16 protein-coding genes are annotated in these 17455 nt (G+C 61.8%); 9 read left to right on the top strand and 7 right to left on the bottom strand.

From position 1 onward, the window contains the following. Positions 1–29 precede the first annotated feature (29 nt). The 4 genes from VJR68_RS06050 (at position 30) to VJR68_RS06035 (ending at position 2321) form a co-directional block, all read left to right on the top strand. Positions 30–1001 (top strand): cation diffusion facilitator family transporter, encoded by a 972-nt coding sequence (locus VJR68_RS06050; protein ID WP_324146732.1) that lies wholly within the window; start codon positions 30–32, stop codon positions 999–1001. Between the two features lie 83 nt (positions 1002–1084). Next, positions 1085–1252 (top strand): 30S ribosomal protein THX, encoded by a 168-nt coding sequence (locus VJR68_RS06045; protein ID WP_324146730.1) that lies wholly within the window; start codon positions 1085–1087, stop codon positions 1250–1252. Positions 1253–1630: 378 nt separating this feature from the next. Continuing rightward, the gene (locus VJR68_RS06040) at positions 1631–1996 is read left to right on the top strand and encodes a type II toxin-antitoxin system prevent-host-death family antitoxin (protein ID WP_324146728.1); all 366 of its coding nucleotides are present in this window, start codon (positions 1631–1633) and stop codon (positions 1994–1996) included. 7 nt (positions 1997–2003) lie between these two features. Continuing rightward, positions 2004–2321 (top strand): Txe/YoeB family addiction module toxin, encoded by a 318-nt coding sequence (locus tag VJR68_RS06035; protein ID WP_324146726.1) that lies wholly within the window; start codon positions 2004–2006, stop codon positions 2319–2321. Positions 2322–2382: 61 nt separating this feature from the next. On the opposite strand, the gene hutI is transcribed toward VJR68_RS06035, so the two are convergent. From hutI to VJR68_RS06020, 3 genes are all read right to left on the bottom strand, one after another. Beyond that, the gene (gene hutI, locus VJR68_RS06030) at positions 2383–3603 is read right to left on the bottom strand and encodes an imidazolonepropionase (protein WP_324146724.1); all 1221 of its coding nucleotides are present in this window, start codon (positions 3601–3603) and stop codon (positions 2383–2385) included. Beyond that, a complete protein-coding gene (locus tag VJR68_RS06025; RefSeq protein WP_414647743.1) occupies positions 3600–5042 on the bottom strand; it encodes a chloride channel protein in 1443 nt (480 codons plus the stop codon). The genes hutI and VJR68_RS06025 overlap by 4 nt, the downstream gene beginning before the upstream one ends. A gap of 111 nt (positions 5043–5153) precedes the next feature. Next, positions 5154–6716: a GNAT family N-acetyltransferase gene (locus tag VJR68_RS06020; protein WP_324146722.1), complete on the bottom strand. Its 1563-nt coding sequence runs from the start codon at positions 6714–6716 to the stop codon at positions 5154–5156. 89 nt (positions 6717–6805) lie between these two features. Here VJR68_RS06020 and VJR68_RS06015 point away from each other — a divergent pair, with 89 nt between their 5' ends. Next, complete coding sequence (locus VJR68_RS06015; protein WP_324146720.1) at positions 6806–8176, top strand: formimidoylglutamate deiminase; 1371 nt, start codon at positions 6806–6808, stop codon at positions 8174–8176. A 328-nt stretch (positions 8177–8504) separates the two neighbouring features. On the opposite strand, the gene VJR68_RS06010 is transcribed toward VJR68_RS06015, so the two are convergent. Then, entirely contained in the window at positions 8505–8897 is a 393-nt protein-coding gene (locus VJR68_RS06010; RefSeq protein ID WP_324146718.1) for an STAS domain-containing protein, read from the bottom strand. Beyond that, positions 8887–11205 carry a SpoIIE family protein phosphatase gene (locus tag VJR68_RS06005; RefSeq protein WP_324146716.1) on the bottom strand — a complete coding sequence of 773 codons (2319 nt, stop codon included), beginning with the start codon at positions 11203–11205 and terminating at the stop codon, positions 8887–8889. The genes VJR68_RS06010 and VJR68_RS06005 overlap by 11 nt, the downstream gene beginning before the upstream one ends. Before the next feature lie 333 nt (positions 11206–11538). On the opposite strand from VJR68_RS06005, the gene VJR68_RS06000 reads away from it, so the two are divergent. Further along, a complete protein-coding gene (locus VJR68_RS06000) occupies positions 11539–11703 on the top strand; it encodes a hypothetical protein (protein WP_324146713.1) in 165 nt (54 codons plus the stop codon). On the opposite strand, the gene VJR68_RS05995 is transcribed toward VJR68_RS06000, so the two are convergent. Beyond that, entirely contained in the window at positions 11694–12635 is a 942-nt protein-coding gene (locus tag VJR68_RS05995; RefSeq protein WP_324146712.1) for a LysR family transcriptional regulator, read from the bottom strand. The genes VJR68_RS06000 and VJR68_RS05995 overlap by 10 nt on opposite strands. Before the next feature lie 109 nt (positions 12636–12744). Here VJR68_RS05995 and VJR68_RS05990 point away from each other — a divergent pair, with 109 nt between their 5' ends. From VJR68_RS05990 to VJR68_RS05980, 3 genes are all read left to right on the top strand, one after another. Beyond that, positions 12745–13860, top strand: a complete 1116-nt coding sequence (locus VJR68_RS05990) for an aldo/keto reductase (protein WP_324146711.1) — start codon at positions 12745–12747, stop codon at positions 13858–13860. A 200-nt stretch (positions 13861–14060) separates the two neighbouring features. Beyond that, positions 14061–14891 carry an alpha/beta hydrolase gene (locus VJR68_RS05985; RefSeq protein WP_324146709.1) on the top strand — a complete coding sequence of 277 codons (831 nt, stop codon included), beginning with the start codon at positions 14061–14063 and terminating at the stop codon, positions 14889–14891. Between the two features lie 239 nt (positions 14892–15130). Next, the gene (locus tag VJR68_RS05980) at positions 15131–16375 is read left to right on the top strand and encodes an MFS transporter (protein ID WP_324146707.1); all 1245 of its coding nucleotides are present in this window, start codon (positions 15131–15133) and stop codon (positions 16373–16375) included. Positions 16376–16477: 102 nt separating this feature from the next. Here the strand turns inward: VJR68_RS05980 and VJR68_RS05975 are convergent, their stop codons facing one another. Then, positions 16478–17380 carry a LysR family transcriptional regulator gene (locus VJR68_RS05975; protein ID WP_324146706.1) on the bottom strand — a complete coding sequence of 301 codons (903 nt, stop codon included), beginning with the start codon at positions 17378–17380 and terminating at the stop codon, positions 16478–16480. Between the last annotated feature and the right edge of the window lie 75 nt (positions 17381–17455).

Below are 17455 nucleotides of genomic sequence, written 5' to 3'. Positions count from 1 at the left end.
ACGGCCGCACCGCTTTCTAGCATGACGGCATGAATCACGCGCACAGCCACACTCACGATCGTCATGACCATGATGATCACCACCACGCGCACGCCGCAGATGTAGCCGGGCGCGAGCGCAAATTGCTGTTCGCCTTTGTACTCACCGCGGGCATGATGCTCGCCGAAGCGTTGGGCGGCTGGTGGTCCGGATCGCTCGCCTTGCTCGCCGATGCCGGCCACATGCTGGTGGATTCGGCCGCCTTGATGCTTGCTTTGTTTGCGGCACGCATGGCGCGGCGCCCGGCCGATGCCCGGCGTACATATGGTTATGGCCGCATGGAAGTGCTGGCAGGTTTCGTCAATGCGCTGACGCAGTTCGTGCTGGTGGGGCTGATTGCCTACGAAGCCATCGAGCGCTTCTTCAAGCCGGTGCATATTCTTTCCGGCGTCATGCTGGGTGTCGCGATCGTTGGTCTCCTGGTAAACCTGATCGTGCTGCGCAGCCTGCATGACCACGCGCACGACGACGTCAACATCGGCGCAGCCAGCTTGCACGTGCTGGGCGATCTGCTCGGTTCGGTCGGTGCCGTGCTGGCTGCCTTGGCGGTGCGCTGGCTGGGCTGGAACTGGGCGGATCCCGCGCTATCGATCCTGGTCTCATTGTTGATCTTGAACAGCGCGTGGCAGTTGCTGCGGCGTTCTACGCACATCCTGTTGGAAGGCGTGCCCGAAGGCATGGACCCGCACGACGTGGAAACCGCGCTGCGCGGTGCCGATGCATCCATCCGCGACGTGCATCATCTGCACGTATGGCAGCTCGCTTCCGGTTCGCGCATGGCGACGTTGCATCTGGAACTGCATGATCGCGATGCCGGCGCGCGTGTACTGGCTGCGGTCAATCGCATCTTGCTGGAGCGCTTCGGCATCCGCCATGCCACCGTACAGATCGATCCGGGCGATTGCCCGGACGGCAGCCCGGGCTGCAATGCCCAGCCGCAGCACCACTCGCATCATCATTAGCCGTAGTCCGAGGCTGCTTGCGCTTTGGCTCGCCGCTGCTACGATGACCAGCCATCAACACATTACGATTCAAGGAGTTTCCTATGGGTAAGGGCGATCGCAAAACCCGCCGCGGCAAGACCTACCGCAGCAGCTATGGCAACACCCGCGCGCACTCCGTGAAGCCGGCAGTAGCTGGCGCCGGTGCGGCGGTGACCAAGCCTGCCGCGGTGAAGAAGGCTGCTGCCGCTCCGAAGAAAAAATCGGCCTGAGCGTTAGTTAGCTCGCTGATGTGGAAAACCCCCGTTGATCGGGGGTTTTTTTATGGCTGGTTATGAGTGCTAACAATGATAGCGGGAACCGATAGATGCCGATGTCAGCCAAGTCTGGGGAAGGCTTCGTGTACCGCATCCCGAGCATGAGTTGGACAAGCTTATTGCGGCCACAGCGCTGGTGCATGACTTGACGGTAGTGACCCGAAGCGTCGTTGATTTTGCGAAAACGCGAGTGCCGTTGCTGAATCCGTTTTCCGAGTAGCTCAGTGAGGGAAGGCCCGGCATCAGGGTGCGGACTCCTGATCCGCGTAGTTGATCACCTAGCCGGGTGGTTCTAAACTTGTACCTAAATTTGTACAAGTTGGAGTGAATCCCGTGCGAACCATCAATTTCAGTGACGCCCGGGGTAATCTCAAAGCGGTGTTGGATACCGTGGCATCGGATCACACCATCGCGCTCATCAAGCGCCGTGACGCTGAGGACGCAGTAGTGATGTCCTTGAGCGACTACAACGCGTTGCAAGAAACGCTGTACCTGTTCGGCTCAAGAGCGAATGCAGAACGCCTGCATGCGGCGATGGATGAAGCAGACAGGGTGCTCCCCCAAGGGGCGCGAATTCTGGAACCTCAGGCCCCCATTTACGATTCGGGTGTGATCAGGACCAAGCCGGCCAGCCGGGTTTCGAAAACTCGAAAAGGGCCGACCAAGGCCGCAGCCAAGCCGCGCCGTTCCAGGGGATAAATCGTAAATGGCAGTGCACAGGGACAGGGACGACCTTTGGTGGAGTGGCCATGCCTGGGAGGATTACCTGTATTGGCAGAGCAACGACCCGAAAAAGGTCGACGTCATCACTCGCTTGATCGAAATTATCCGGCGTGAACCCTGGACGGGCCTCGGCAAGCCCGAACCACTCAAAGGCAGCTACAAAGGCTGGTGGTCACGCAGGATCGATCAAGAACATCGCCTGGTCTATCGCCTGTTCGACATGCCAAGGCCGCCAGGCAAAGATACTCGGGAAAGCATCACCGTTATCCAGATTTCGCAATGCAGGTTTCATTACGACTAGGCTTAGCCGCATGGGTCAGTGCGCAGCTCGGCAGCCCATTTGTGTTGCGAACAAAATCTCCCTAGAAGGGTGCTGCAACGCCCCCGATCCAAACCTGCCGCACCAGCCTGCCGCCAATCCAATAGCAAAGCTCCGCCGGCTGCGTCGCATTCCACACCACCAGATCGGCACGCTTGCCGACCGCCAACATGCCGCGATCATGCAACCCCAGCGCACGCGCTGCGTTGACCGTGATACCGCGCAGGGCTTCCTCCGGCGTCAAGCGGAACAACGTACAGGCCATGTTCGCCGCAAGGCGCAGCGAGAGCAGGGGAGAGGTGCCGGGGTTGCAGTCGGTGGCGATGGCGATGGGGACGCCATGCGAGCGCAGGCTTGCGACGGGCGGCAGCTTGGTTTCGCGCAACGCATAGAACGCACCCGGCAGCAGCACGGCCACGCTGCCCGCGCGCGCCATCGCTTGAATGCCTGCATCGCTGAGGTATTCGAGATGATCGGCCGACAAGCCGCCGAATTCGGCTACCAAGGCAGCACCATCCAGATCGGATAACTGCTCCGCATGCAGCTTCACGCGCAAGCCAAGCTGCCGTGCATGCTCGAACATGCGTTGCGTTTCGGCGCGCGTGAAGCCGATGCCTTCGCAGAACGCATCCACCGCATCCACCAGGCCTTCGTTGGCCAGCGCCGGCAGCATGTCATCGCACACCAGGTCGACGTATTCGTCGCGTCGATCCTTGTATTCGGGCGGCAGCGCGTGCAAGCCGAGGAAGCTGGTCTGCACGTGGATGCCAAGCTCCTCGCCGATACGGCGCGCCACGCGCAACATGCGGCGCTCGGCATCCAGCTCCAGGCCATAGCCGGATTTGATTTCCAGCGTGGTGACGCCATCGGCCAGCAAGCTGCGTGCGCGCGACAGTGATTGCGCAAGCAGCTCGTCTTCGCTGGCGTTGCGCGTAGCGCGCACGGAGGAGACGATGCCGCCACCGCTGCGTGCAATCTCTTCGTAAGTGGCGCCGTTGAGGCGCAGATCGAATTCCTGCGCGCGGTCGCCGCCGAACACCAGGTGCGTGTGGCAGTCGATCAATCCCGGCGTGACCAATGCGCCGCCGACATCATGCACCTCACGCGCCGTCGCTGCCGATGCGGCGGGCAGATCGCGCATTGGCCCGATCCACACGATCTGCCCATCCTGGCATGCCACGGCGGCATCGCTCAGCAATCCGTAAGTGGCTTCGCCAACGAACGTCGCCAGCGAGGCATGCGTCAGTAGCAGATCCCAGTTCATCGGTCGGATTCTTCCGTTTCGGTTTCCGCGCGCACCGTAGGCTCACCGTATGCGCTGGTAGCGCCAATGTCTTCGGCTGGTGTTGGAGCAAGTTGCTTTTCCGCCTGCTGCTGCTCGAAATCCCGGATCATGCGCTCGGCGAAATCGCGGTAGACCGGCGTGGGCGAAAAAATGGAAGACGCAGCGCGTGCCAGCAGGCAGACTGCCATGATCGGAATCACCATGTCCTGGTTGTTGGTGAGTTCCATCGCGATCACTGCCGAGGTCAGCGGTGCGCCAGTGACGCCCGCGAGGTAAGCGCTCATGCCCAGCAACACCACTGCGGCCTCCGGCGCGTGCGGCAGGAAGTAGGCGATGTTGTGACCGAGCCCCGCGCCCACCGCCAGCGCCGGCGAGAAGATGCCGCCCGGAATGCCCGCCCAATACGACACCACGTTGGCCAGCAGCTTGAGTACGCCAAAGCCTTCGCCGGGCGTGTCAGTGCCACCCTGCACAAAGGCGCGCGCCTGCGCATAGCCAGTGCCATACACGGTGCTGTGCGACAGCACGCCGATCACCGCCAAGGCGAGGCCGCAGCCGACGGCAAACAGCACGGGATTGCGCTCGCGCAATTTGCCGATGACTGCCAGCGGCCCGCGTCGGCCCAGCAGAATCAATCGCGCAAACACGCCGCCCGCCAGGCCGCCCACGATGCCGCACTCAAGCACCGCCAGCCACGCATGCCCCAGCGGCAAGCTGGCCTGCACCGTGCCGAAGTAGGCGTAATTGCCAAGGATGCCCAATGACACCACGCCGCCCACGAATACGGCGGTCAGCAGCAAACCGCTGAAGCGGTGCTCGAAGGTGCCGGCCAATTCCTCAATGGCGAATACCACGCCGGCCAGTGGCGTGTTGAATGCCGCGGCGATACCGGCGGCGCCGCCGGCAAGGATGAAGCGCGATAGCGCCGTCGGATCGTTGAAGCCAAAGCGCCGGCCCAGCCAGTGCATCAATCCTGCACCCACGTGCACGGTCGGCCCCTCACGGCCGATGGACGCACCCACGGCCAGGCCGAGCAAGGTCAGCACCATCTTGCTGACCGCGATCGGCAAGGCCAGCATCTTTGCGCGGAAACCAACCTCGTCCACGTGGATCGTCGCAATCACTTGCGGAATACCGCTGCCGCGCGCCGCCCGCAGCCGCCCTTCGGTAACCCAGCACAGCAGGCCGAACATCAGCGGCGTGAGAATCAAGGGTATCCAGACGCCGTGCGTCAGCAATTGCTCGAACAGCCGGTACGCCCAGTCGCTGGCCTTGGCGAACAGAATGGACGCAAGCGCAACCAGGATGGCGCCGCTCCATAGCGCCATGCGGCGTTTCCATTGGTAGGGCGCGAAGAATTCGTGACCGAGCACGGCGCGCAGCCGCGGATTGGAGGCTTGGTGGGATGATCCTGACATCGGCCGATTATGACAGACGCGCGCCGTTTCCCCGTAGGTTGGAGTGCAAACCCCAACATCGCCATCTCCGCGCTGTGTGATGTTGGGGTTCGCACCCCAACCTACGGGGCATCATCGCGACTGCCGCAACCATCGCGTCTCATACAGGTCATACCGCCGATCTTTCAAGTTCTGCACCGTGCCTGCATTGCGCGCCCGCGCCAGGCTCTCCAATCGCAGATCGGCGAACAACACTGTTTCGATATTCGGCGTGGAATCCGCCGCCACCCCGTCACGCGCAAACACAAAATCGCTGGGCGTAAGAATGCAACTCTGTCCGTATTGAATGTCGAAATTGCTCACCCCAGGCAGGTTGCCGACATTGCCCGAGAGAATCACATAACACTGGTTTTCGATCGCCCGCGCCTGCGCGCAATAACGCACGCGCAGGTAGCCCTCGCGCACGTCGGTACAGAACGGCACGAACAGCATCAGCGCGCCCTGGTCCACCAGGTGTCGCGCAACTTCGGGGAATTCCGAGTCGTAGCAGATCATCACGCCGATCGGTCCGCAGTCGGTGGGAATCGTCGCGGCGCTGTCGCCGCCGGAAATATTCCATACGTTGCGTTCGCTTGGCGTGGGATGCAGTTTCTCCCGCTCGTGCACCGAACCGTCGCGCAGGCACACGTAGCACACGTTGTGGATATCGCCGTTCGGCTGTTCGGTCGGATGCGAACCACCCACGATGTTGATGTTGTAACGCACCGCCAAACGGCTGAAGAGCTCCTTCACCTGTGGCGTGTAATGGCTAAGTTTGCGAATGGTTTCCACCGGCGAGAGTTCTTCGTTTTCGATCGACAGCAACTGCAGCGTGATCAATTCCGGGAACGTCACAAAATCCGCGCTGTAATCCGCGGCGATATCGGTGAAGTATTCAACTTGCGTGGCGAATTCCTCGAACGACTTGATGCGCCGTTGCAGATATTGCACGGTCGCCACGCGTACCGCGTCGGGCAGATGCCGCGGCGATGGCACTGCGGGTATGTCGGGCTGATCGAGCAGGGCAGGGTTGCGCCATACCAAGTGTGCAGCGTAACCCAGCGATTCGTGGTCAGAAGGCACGTAACCGCGCAACAGTCCGATGATCTCGAAATCATTGGCCAGCTGAAAACTCAGCGTCGGATCGCGGCGGCGTCCCTCCACCACCGCTTGGAGATATGCCTCCGGCGTGCCATAGCGCTGGATGTTGCGCGCCAGTCCCGGAATGCGTCCGCCAAAAGTGATGCCGCGCAGTTTCAGATCCATGCATAGCCGTTTGCGCGCCTGATACAGGCGTTGCCCGATGCGCATGCCGCGGTAATCCGGATGCACCACCACTTCCATGCCATACAGCCAATTACCGTCCGGGTTATGGCGCGAGGCCATGCCGCCGCCGGTGATTTGCATCCAGGTATGCGGTTTCAGTGCCAATGACTCATCAAGGCGAAATGTGCCGCAGTAACCGACGACGTTGCTTTCGTACTCCACCACGAACTGGCCTTCGGGAAAATGTGTCTGCTGGGAGCGCAGCATTTCCGCCGAGTGGCCCCATTCGCGCGTATAGACGCGGGCGGTGAGATCGACCAGCGCCGGTACATCGCCTGGCACGGCCTGGCGCAGGGTGAGAATAGGCGCATTTTCATTTTTCTTAGCCATGGCTTTCATCCTTTCTTAGGGAAGGTGAAGCGAATGCGAGTATTGCCGGAATGGCCGGTTACACTTGGCTGGCTATACGGAGATTGTTCATGAGCGATACGCCCGCGGTCTACCAGTTTGAAGCCCATCACCTGTGGCACGACACCCAGTGGCGAACCGATACCGCCTTCGGGGTGGACAGTACCGGGCGCATTGTTGCCTCCACCGGCGCATCACCCGAGTATCTCGATGGTTGGGTACTGCCCGGCATGCCTAATTTGCACTCGCATGCCTTCCAGCGCGCCATGGCCGGCCTGGCTGAACGCCGCGGCCCCGGCGACGATTCCTTCTGGACCTGGCGCGAAACCATGTATGGCTTCGCCGAGCGCATCGACCCCGATACCTTGCAGGCGATTGCCGCGCAGCTTTACGTGGAAATGCTCAAGGCCGGCTATACCCAGGTCTGCGAATTCCACTACCTGCATCACCAGCCCGACGGACAACCCTACGCACAGCCGGAAGCGATGTCGCTGGCCCTGATCGAGGCGGCGCGCGAAGCCGGGATCGCGCTCACACTGCTGCCCGTGCTCTACATGAGCGGTGGTTTCGACGGCCGCGCGCTGTCGCCACGCCAGCGTCGTTTCGGCAACAGTGTGGAGAGCTATCTGCAACTGCTCGGCAATCTGCGCAAGCATGAAAGTCATGATGTGCGCGTGGGTGTCGCCTTGCATTCGCTGCGCGCCATTCCGGAGCAGGCATGGCGTGGCGTGATCGAACACGATGCGTTGAAAAACGGACCCATCCATATCCATATCGCTGAACAGATCGGCGAAGTGCAGGACTGTCTTGCCACGCGCGGTGCACGTCCGGTGGAATGGTTGCTCGATCACGCATCGGTGGATCAGCGCTGGTGCCTGGTGCATGCCACCCATCTCACCGAGAAAGAAACCACCCAGCTCGCGCGCAGCGGCGCCGTTGCTGGCCTGTGTCCCACGACCGAGGCCAATCTGGGCGACGGCCTGTTTCCATTGGCACGTTATCTTGAGGCGGGTGGTGTGCTTGGCGTCGGTTCGGATTCACATATCTCCATATCGCCGGTCGAGGAATTGCGCTGGCTCGAATACGGCCAGCGCCTGAGCACGCGCCATCGCAATGTGGCGGCACGCCATGCCGGCGACAGCGTGGGTGAAACGCTATGGAGAACTGCGCTCAAAGGTGGTGCGCAGGCGGCGGATATGCCGATCGGCGCCATCGTTGCAGGCCAGCGCGCGGATTTCATCGTGCTGGATCAGGAATCGCCTTTGCTGGCCGCACGCGATAGCCGTTCGGTGATGGATAGTTTCCTGTTCGCCGGCAATGTCTCGCCGGTGCGTCACGTGATGGCGGGTGGCAAGTGGGCGGTGCGCGATGCTGAGCATCGCGATGAAGCGCGCATCGCCGCGCGCTATCGCATGGCCGTGACGCGCCTTGCCGACGCCTAAAAACACGGATGTCCAGCAGGTTTGCAGCCGGAGCCGGATCATCGGAAGGCTGCTGCCCGCTACCTCGCGTGGCGGCCTCCGGCTGCAAGCCTGCTGGACATTGGCGTGGCGTGCATGGTGGCAAAGGCGGCATAGAAAGCGAGTAAACGTTGCGCCGGTTGGCGTAGAGAATGCGTAATTTGGAGCCCGGAACGCGTAGGCTGGGATGAAATCCCAGCATCCGGAAGCGAAAGCAAGCTGGGATTTCATCCCAGCCTACGCGCCTCAACTCATCATTCCGGCCTTCGCCGGAATGACGGTGTAGTGTTTGCCGTGCGCCACACACTGGCTACTCCACCTCATCCCCGCCATCCAACACCCTGCGCTGAATCCGATCCAGATAATCATCCAGCTCGCGCACGTTCTCGAAGATCTCTTTCACCGGCACTGCCTTGACGATGTCGAACACCTTGCGCACCTGCACCTGCGGATTCACCAGCAAGGTATGGCCATCACGTGCACGCATGGTTTTCCTGGCCTTGGCGATGCTGCGCAAGCCCGCGCTGCTGATGTAATCAAGTGCGGATAGATCGAGCACCAGGGTGCTGCCGTCGGCCATTTGCTCCAACACCTTGTCGGCCTCCTTGTCGAAATCGCCGAAGCTCATGGCATCCAGGCGGCCTTCCAGATAAAGCGTGGACCGCTCAGGGCCGAGCGGATCGATGCGTAGATTAAGTGCCATGGCCGTGCTCCGTGGGATGGGCAAAACGCAATTGCAGATGATTGCCGTCTTCGTCGTGCGTGTAGTTCAGTTCGCTGGACATCGCCCGCACGAGATGAATGCCCAGGCCGCCGTCGTCGTCGCGGTCGGCGAGATCACCGGTGAGTGTGGGCGATTCCAATTGCAGCGGATCGAATGGTGCGCCGTTGTGGTTCAGTTCCGCCAGCACCGCTTCCTTCACCACCGTCATGCGCAAGCCGATCATGCCTTCGCCCGCGGTGCGGTGGCCGTGATGAACCATGTTCACCATCAGCTCTTCCAGCACCAGGCGCACGTCGGCACGCACATCGCTGCGCAGGCCGGCTTCGCGCAAAGTCTCTTCGCACAAGTCGAGCGTTTCGAACACCTTTTCCAACGAAGCAGGAAAGACCAGATCGAGCATCGGTGTCCCCTTGTCCAGTCCGGCGTGATTCCAGCGCAAGGCAAGCAAGGCGATATCATCGCTCTGACCGTGGCCGGTTGAGAACGCCTCGACATCCTCAACCAGGAATTTGGCCGGGTCGCCGTGGCCGGTCTCATCGCCTGCATCGTGGAACTGTCCCAACCTGGCCAGCAGCCGATCGCCGCCGTATTGCTCCATCGCCTTGTTGGCGGCTTCCGTGACGCCATCGGTATATGCCAACAGGGTATCGCCCGGTTTCAGGCGCATGCGCATGGCCGGAAACGAGGCATCCTCATCCAGGCCCAGGGCAGGGCCCGAGACCACCGGCAGCCAGCGCGGCGCATGATTGCCCCACAATGCGGGTGGATCGTGTCCAGCGCTGGCAAGCGTCATCTGTCCCGTTGCCACATCCAGGAAGCCGCACAGCAAGGTGACGAACATGCAGCTCTCATTGTTGCGGCACAGCTCTTCGTTGATGAGCTGCAACAGCTGTTGCGGCGACTGCGCGCGCGATGCCATCGCCTTGGCGAGCGTAATCGTGCGCGCCATGAATAGCGCGGCGGGAATGCCTTTGTCGGCGACGTCGCCCACCATGAAGCAGAAGCGCTGATTGGGCAGCATGAAATAGCTGTACAGATCGCCACCGACCGTGCGCGCTGGTTTCAGCACGGCAAACAATTCGAAGTTGTGGCAACGCGCATCCAGATAATGCGGGCCGGGCAATAACGCTGTCTGGATCTGCTGTGCAATGTCCAGTTCGCTGGCGAGCCGGGCCTGTTCCTGTGCAACGCGCGTCAGTTCCTCCAGATGCGTGGCCAGTTCAAGCCGCATCCTGTCGAAGGCGTGCGTAAGCCGGCCGATTTCATCGCAATGGCGTATGCGCGGCAGCGCAAAATCCAGTGCGCCGCGAGCGACCAGTTCCGCACGCTCGGCAAGCACACCCAGCGGCATGAGCGTGCGGCGGATGGTGATCATCACGATCAAGCCCAGCAGCAATAACGTCAGCGCACCAAGCACCAGCACCGACATGAACGCATGGCGCACCTGCGCATAGATAAGCGCTTCGGGCACGGCTACGACGAGTTTCCAATGGGTGCCTTGGATCGGCTGGTCATAAATCCACGTACGTTCACCTTGCAGCGTCAGGCGATGTTCGCTCGCTGGCGCGCTCAGCTGATTGAGCAAAGCAGCGTCCGCCTTGTGGCCGACCTGGTCGATCGCATCATTCGCCAGATAGCTGCCTTGCTGGTCGATCACGAAGGCATGTGTGCCTACCGGCAGATGCATCGACGACAGCACGCCTTGCAGCCAGTCCAGCGTGATATCCGCATTGATCACGCCGATAATCTTGCCGTCGACCAGCATGGGTGCCGAGTAACTCACCAGCAGCCGATGCCGCGATTGCGACCAGAACACCGGATGCCAGCATCCTTGGGTACAAGCCACACCTTGCTGGAACCATGCGGCGGTCCAGTAAGGCTGCGGGTCTTTGAAAAGATCGCGTTGCGCAAGCGTGCCATCGCTCTGCCGGCTCACAAAGGGTGATTGCCCGGCCTCTTGTGCCGCCGTGCTCGCGGGCACGAACGCGGCCGCCAGGCTGGCAATATCCGCGTTGCCTGCCAGAGCATCGTGGATCAGCGGCGCCGCATCCAAGGGGCGTGGGCCGATCACCGAGGCGAGCACGCGGCTGGTGTTGGTGATGTCGTCCAGGCGCTCCTGGACAAGGCTGCTGCCCTGGCTCGCCAGGGCACCGGCTTCCCGCTGCGCCTGCTCCAGCAACGGATGCCCCACCATGCGGAACAGCGCATAGCCGCTCGCCACGAACACGAGCGTCGCACCGGCCAGCACCCAGAGGGCCAACCTCCATGCAAGACTGCGCAACGGCATGATTCCCCCGCCTGTCATCACCGGCGGTTATAGCTCATCGCGTGACAGCTGGGGTGCGAAAGAGTGCGCAGCTTTTCCGATTTGGCGACGTAACTTGGGTTACGCGTAGGCTGGGATGAAATCCCAGCGCTCTGGCGGGATTCCGATGCTGGGATTCCATCCCAGCCTAACCCCCTGACGTGCCGCGCCGCGGGGAAAGCAAGCTTTCCAGCGACGCTCCTGCAAAAAGTTACGCCTTAACCATCGGCATCAGTTCAGCTAACCGGCGTCATCGCCAGCTTTTTCCCCCGCGTTTCCCGCCATGAGTTTCCAACACTCCATCGGGAGAACATCATGCGTCGTTACCTTCCCAAGCTGTTGATCGCGCTGGCCGTGTTCGGTGGTGTCATGGTGCAAACCGGCTGCATCGTGGTGGCGCCACGTCCGGCGCGGGTATGGGTGCCCGGTTACTGGGGCGCGGGGCACGTGTGGGTCGGCGGCTATTGGCGTTATCGCTGAGTACGTGGCTGCGACGTGTTCAATTCGCGCGTGCCCCATTCGCGAATGAAGTCGATGAACACGCGCAGCTTCGGGGGAACCTGGAAGCGGCTCGGGTAATACAGATACATGCCGTCGAACGGCGGCAACCACGGCTCGAGCACGCTTTCCAGCCGTCCATCGGCAAGGGCGGCGCGCGTGGATATTTCCAGCAGGTAAACCAGGCCGATGCCATCAACGGCCGCGCGCAGCGACAACGGAACATCGTTGACGGTGAGGCTCCCGTCGACGGCGATTTCGAACCAGCGACCCTTCTGCGCACCGCTGCGATGCGCGAATTCCCAGCGATAAATCGCTCCGCTGCTGGGAAGGCGATGCTTGATGCAGTTGTGTTTCTGCAGATCCTTCGGTTCCTTCGGGTAACCGTAGCGCTTGAAGTAATCCGGTGATCCCGCCACCACCGCGCGCATGGCTCCGCCAATGGGCACTGCCACCATGTCGCGCTGAAGGCTTTCGCCGAGGCGAATGCCTGCATCCAGGCCTTCGGCCACCAGATCCGTAAGGCCGTCTTCCACGCGGATATCCAACTGCACATCCGGCCAGCGCGCCATGAATTCGCCGAGGATGGGCTCGATGACAGCGCGCGATACCACGCCCGCGACGGTCAGGCGGATGGTGCCGCGCGGGCGGTCGCCGTGTTGGCGGATGGCATCCAACGTCAAGTCCAGTTCGTTGAGTGCGGGCCCAATGCGTTGAAGCATTTCCTGACCGGCTTCCGTAAGCCCCACGCGTCGCGTGGTGCGCTGAAGCAGTCGCGTGCCGAGCTGATGCTCGAGTTGCTGCACAGTCTGGCTCAGGGCCGAAGGCGTCACGTCCAGCGCCGCCGCCGCGCGGGTGAAGCTGCCGCATTCGGCGACGGCGCGGAACGCGCGCAGGGCGTAGTGGTCACGCATGGCTTAGCTCCATTTGTTAGTTTGGCTAAATAATGCATCAAGCCGGCCGTGGTTTTTCATCAGGATCGCGCAGCGCACACTGCGCTCCGTCAACCACGGGAGTTTCGCCATGTCGCTCGATCACTATTTCACGCTTGGACGTTCCGGCCTGCGCGTCAGCCGCCTAGCCCTTGGTGCCATGACCTTCGGCGATGATTGGGGCTGGGGCACCGCCGAGCACACCGCCCGCGCCATGTTCGACCGTTACCTGGACGCCGGCGGCAATTTCATCGACACCGCCGACCTGTACACCGAAGGCACCAGCGAAAGCATGCTGGGCAAGTTCATCGAGGAAAGCGGCACGCGCGATCGCGTGGTGCTCGCCACCAAGTTCACCTACAACGCGCAGCCCGGCAACCCGAATGCCGGCGGCAACGGCCGCAAGAACATCATGCGCGCGGTGGAAAGTTCGCTGCGCCGCCTGCGCACTGACTACATCGACCTGTACCTGCTGCACACCTGGGATCGCATCACGCCGGCCGAAGAAGTGGTGCGCACGCTGGACGACCTGGTGCGTGCAGGCAAGATCCGCTACGCCGGGCTTTCCGATATCCCAGCCTGGTATGCCGCCCGCGCGCAGACGTTTGCCGAACTGCATGCACTGACGCCGCTGGTCAACATGCAGCTCGAATACTCCCTGGCCGAGCGTCATATCGAGCACGAGTACGTACCGCTGGGACAAAACCTTGGCATGGGCATTACCGCGTGGAGCCCGATGGCAATGGGCATGCTGTCGGGCAAATACAAGCCGAGCCAGCAAGGCGGCGAAGGCGATGGACGGCTGGCAAAAGTCAGCAGCGCGCCCGGATTTGAGCGTTTTACCGAACGCAACTGGAAAATCGTTGCGGAGCTGGAACAGGTGGCGAAGGAAGCCGGCCAAAGCATGGCGGCCGTCGCCTTGAACTGGGTGGCCACGCAGCCGGGCATTGCTTCGGTGATTATCGGTGCCACCAAAATGGAACAGCTCGATGCGAATCTGTCTGCGCTTTCCTTCCAGTTGCCGACGGAATTGCGCGCGCGTCTCGATGCGGTAAGCGCGCCGGAAAAACCGTTCCCGTATTACATGTTTGCCGATATCCAGCAGACGCGAATTCATGGCGGTGTGGCGGTGGGCGACAAGCCCGCGGGGTATGCGCAACCGGTGTTCGTGCCGAAGCTGGAAGCGCGGGAGATCAAGGCGAGTTGATCTTCAGTTATCTCCTCTCGGGCCTCGCCTGTGCCGTCATTCCAGCGGAAGCTGAGGCGCTTCACAACAGCGAAGCTGGTCAATCCAGTGCCTTGATGTCGAAGCAAAGTCACTGGACACCAGCTTTCGCTGGGGTGACGGAACCAAGTTACTTTTGAGGCCCGGACGAGGGAGTGATTACTCGGCAGGATAAAAAAGCCATGACCAACATCACCAGCCACACCATCGACGTTCCCCACGCCCACCTTTACGCCGAACAAGCCGGCGAAGGTGACACCGTCACCATGCTGCACGGCTTCCTGGTCGATCGCCGGCAATGGGATCACGAATTCGCCGCACTGGCCGCCACGCATCGCGTACTGCGTTACGACGCGCGCGGCTTTGGCCGCTCCAGCATCGAGCCCGGCAGCTACGCGCATCACGACGATCTGGCCGCTGTGCTCGATGCATGCGGCGTGCAGCGCACTGCCTTGCTCGCGTGCTCCGGTGGCGCTGCCACGGCGCTGGATTTCGCACTGGCCCATCCACAACGCGTCAGCTCGCTGGTCTTCGTCGGAGCAGGTTATTGGGGTCGCTTCGCCGACAGCACGCCGGCAGCACGCGCTTTTCTGCAGGCGCTTGGCACCTTCGACGTCAACGGCCTGATCGACAGCTCGCTGCGTGCCTTCACCGATGGTCCGCGCCGTGCCGTCAACGAAGTGGACCCGTCCGCCCGCCGGCACACCGAGGCAATGACCACGGCATTATTCAAGCGTGAAATGAGCTACTGGACACGCGCGGCGCAGGATCAACGCACACCCGCGCCCAGCGCACTCGAACGCCTGCACGAGATCGACATACCGACCGTGCTGATCGTCGGCAGCGAAGACCAGATCGAAGTGCATCAACTGGCGAAGGAATTGCTGCAAGGCTTGCCGCAGGCGCGCATGTATGTGGTGCATGGGGCAGGGCATCACGCCAATCTGGAAGCGCCTGCGCAAGTGCTCGGCATCGTGCGTGAGGCGTTGTCGACGGCAATGCTGGCGGATTGATACGTGCCGGCTATCGAGCCGGACGTGGGGTGTTATCGACCTTCCATGCGTGGAAATCTATGCTTGGCTTACCTCAAAACGCCCAACACACTTCGCTCGTCATTCCGGCGAAAGCCGGAATCCAGTCCAAACATTTCGTACGAAGCGCTCGACATAAAGGTTTTGTGTGCTTCGCACGATGTATTCGCACTGGATTCCGGCTTTCGCCGGAATGACGATGAGGGAGCCCAAGCGCCGCTATGCACGCCACCGACAGCCTCATCCACCGCGGCACTCCAGCCTTCAGGCGCACCAATCTCGCGCTATTCGCCGCGGGCCTGGCCACCTTCGGCCTGCTTTATTGCGTGCAACCGCTCATGCCGCAATTCAGCCAGCACTACGGCATCAGTGCAGCCACCAGCGCCTTGTCGCTGTCGTTGACGACAGGCGTGCTGGCCTTTGCCATGCTGTTCGCGGGCGGCATTTCCGATGCGTTGGGGCGCAAGTCGGTGATGGTAGCGTCGCTGCTGTCATCCGCCGTGCTGGTGCTGCTCACCGCCTTGATGCCGAACTGGTACGCGCTGCTTACGTTGCGGACATTGCTCGGCATCACGCTCAGCGGTTTGCCGGCGGTGGCGATGACCTATCTCACCGAAGAAATGCACGCCGAATCGATCGGCCTCGGCATGGGCTTATACATCAGCGGCAGCGCGATCGGCGGGATGAGCGGACGTTTGATTGCAGGCGTCGTGGCCGATGTGGCCGGTTGGCGCGTCGGTGTTGGCGTGGTAGGCGTGATTGGGTTGACCTCCGGCCTGGTGTTCTGGAAAGCCTTGCCGCCGTCGCGCCACTTCCGTCCGCAAGCCTTGCAGTGGCGTGCGTTGTTTGCACGCTTTGCCGGCATCTTTCGCGATCCGGGTTTGCCATGGTTGTTCCTGGAAGGCTTTCTGCTGCTTGGTGCCTTCGTCACGGTCTACAACTATCTGGGTTATCGCTTGATGGCACCACCGTTCAACTTGAGCCAGACAGTGGTCGGCTTGATCTTCGGTATTTATCTGGTCGGTACCTTCAGCTCGGCCTGGATGGGGCACCTGGCGGGCAAGCTGGGCCGGCGCAAAGTGCTGTGGACAGCGTTCGCGCTGATGCTGCTGGGTGTGGCATGCACGATGACCGCGTCGCTGTGGCTGATCATGCTTGGCATCACGGCGATCACCTTCGGTTTCTTTGGCGGACATTCCATTGTCAGCAGCTGGGTCGGTCGGCGTGGTGGTGCGGCGAAGGCACAGGCGTCGTCGATGTATCTTTTCAGCTATTACATGGGCTCCAGCGTGGCGGGGTGGAGCGGTGGTTTGTTCTACGCCGCGGATCATTGGCTAGGCGTCGCGTTGTTTGTCGGCGCGCTGGTGTTGATCGGTTTGCTGATCGCGTTGCGGCTGTATCGCCTGCCGCCTTTGCCACAACTCGTTACACCGCCTACGCCGATGAGCAAGGGCGCCATGCCGTAGACGCGTAGGCTGGGATGACAATCCCAGCATCAGCAAGCCGCCATCTGATGCGAAAGGCAAAATGGATTCCCGCTTTCGCGGGAATGACGGCGGTGGGTTACGTTAGCCCTTCGCCGCCGTCAGCAATTGCACAAAGCGTGGCACCAATGGCGAGCGTTCGTCTTCGCGATATACCACGTGGATTTCCGACATGGCGTTTGTTTCCGCCAACGGCACGTAGCTGACACCCTCCACGTGAATGTGATCGCACGACTGCGGCAAAATGGCCACGCCAAAACCCGCGGCCACCAAGCCGATGATGGTGGATGCCTCGCGTGCTTCTTGCGAAATGCGTGGCGCAAAGCCTGCGCCACGGCACAAGGCCATGACATGTTCATGCACGCCCGCGCCCGCATTGCGTGCGAATACCACGAACGGCTCTTCCGCCAAGGCTTTCACCGACAGCTTGCCGCGCGCGCCCACGCGTTTCAGCACGGGATGATCCGAACGCAATACCGCCACCAGGGGATCGCGGAACAGCCGCTTGGAAAGCAGCGATTCTGGCAGCGTACCCGGACGCAGAATGCCTACTTGCAGGCGTCGTTCAAGCAACGCATCGATCTGCTGCAGCGAGTTCATTTCTTCCAACTGCAGATGCACGGCGGGGAAGCGTTGGCGGAACGCAAAGATGGCGCCGGGAATGTCCTGTGAAAGCGGCGTCGTGCGCGTAAAGCCGATCCGCAGTTCGCCTAGCTCACCCCGTTGCGCACGCTGCACCAGATCCACGGCGCGATCGGTGCGCGCCAGGATCTCGCGCGCTTCCTGCAGCAACACGCGTCCCGGTTCGGTGAGCGCCACGCGCCGGTTGGTGCGCGTCAGCAGCCGGGCGCCGACGGCGTCTTCAAGCTGGCGAATCTGCTGGCTGAGCGGCGGTTGCGACATGCCCAGCCGTTCGGCTGCCTTGCCGAAATGCAGCGTGTCGGCGACGGCGACGAAGTAACGCAGGTGGCGGAGTTCGATGTTCATGGCCGCTACTTTCGCGGCATGCGGCGCGCGGCTCAAGTGCTGCCGGTGCGGGCCCCTCGTAGGCCGGGATGCAAT

It is taken from the genome of Dyella sp., from assembly GCF_035277725.1.
GTDB lineage: Bacteria > Pseudomonadota > Gammaproteobacteria > Xanthomonadales > Rhodanobacteraceae > Dyella_B.
The sequence above is the reverse complement of the archived record's forward strand: the minus strand, read 5'-3'. Positions and strand labels throughout refer to the sequence as shown.

What these genes read in the sequence shown, in the direction of transcription:
- hutI (WP_324146724.1), bottom strand. Translation starts at nt 3,603, where the DNA reads ATGAACTGGGATCTGCTACTGACGCATGCCTCGCTGGCGACGTTCGTT.
- VJR68_RS06050 (WP_324146732.1), top strand. Translation starts at nt 30, where the DNA reads ATGAATCACGCGCACAGCCACACTCACGATCGTCATGACCATGATGAT.
- VJR68_RS06045 (WP_324146730.1), top strand. Translation starts at nt 1,085, where the DNA reads ATGGGTAAGGGCGATCGCAAAACCCGCCGCGGCAAGACCTACCGCAGC.
- VJR68_RS06010 (WP_324146718.1), bottom strand. Translation starts at nt 8,897, where the DNA reads ATGGCACTTAATCTACGCATCGATCCGCTCGGCCCTGAGCGGTCCACG.
- VJR68_RS06035 (WP_324146726.1), top strand. Translation starts at nt 2,004, where the DNA reads ATGGCAGTGCACAGGGACAGGGACGACCTTTGGTGGAGTGGCCATGCC.
- VJR68_RS06005 (WP_324146716.1), bottom strand. Translation starts at nt 11,205, where the DNA reads ATGCCGTTGCGCAGTCTTGCATGGAGGTTGGCCCTCTGGGTGCTGGCC.
- VJR68_RS06000 (WP_324146713.1), top strand. Translation starts at nt 11,539, where the DNA reads ATGCGTCGTTACCTTCCCAAGCTGTTGATCGCGCTGGCCGTGTTCGGT.
- VJR68_RS05995 (WP_324146712.1), bottom strand. Translation starts at nt 12,635, where the DNA reads ATGCGTGACCACTACGCCCTGCGCGCGTTCCGCGCCGTCGCCGAATGC.
- VJR68_RS05985 (WP_324146709.1), top strand. Translation starts at nt 14,061, where the DNA reads ATGACCAACATCACCAGCCACACCATCGACGTTCCCCACGCCCACCTT.
- VJR68_RS05990 (WP_324146711.1), top strand. Translation starts at nt 12,745, where the DNA reads ATGTCGCTCGATCACTATTTCACGCTTGGACGTTCCGGCCTGCGCGTC.
- VJR68_RS06015 (WP_324146720.1), top strand. Translation starts at nt 6,806, where the DNA reads ATGAGCGATACGCCCGCGGTCTACCAGTTTGAAGCCCATCACCTGTGG.
- VJR68_RS06025 (WP_414647743.1), bottom strand. Translation starts at nt 5,042, where the DNA reads ATGTCAGGATCATCCCACCAAGCCTCCAATCCGCGGCTGCGCGCCGTG.
- VJR68_RS05980 (WP_324146707.1), top strand. Translation starts at nt 15,131, where the DNA reads ATGCACGCCACCGACAGCCTCATCCACCGCGGCACTCCAGCCTTCAGG.
- VJR68_RS05975 (WP_324146706.1), bottom strand. Translation starts at nt 17,380, where the DNA reads ATGAACATCGAACTCCGCCACCTGCGTTACTTCGTCGCCGTCGCCGAC.
- VJR68_RS06020 (WP_324146722.1), bottom strand. Translation starts at nt 6,716, where the DNA reads ATGGCTAAGAAAAATGAAAATGCGCCTATTCTCACCCTGCGCCAGGCC.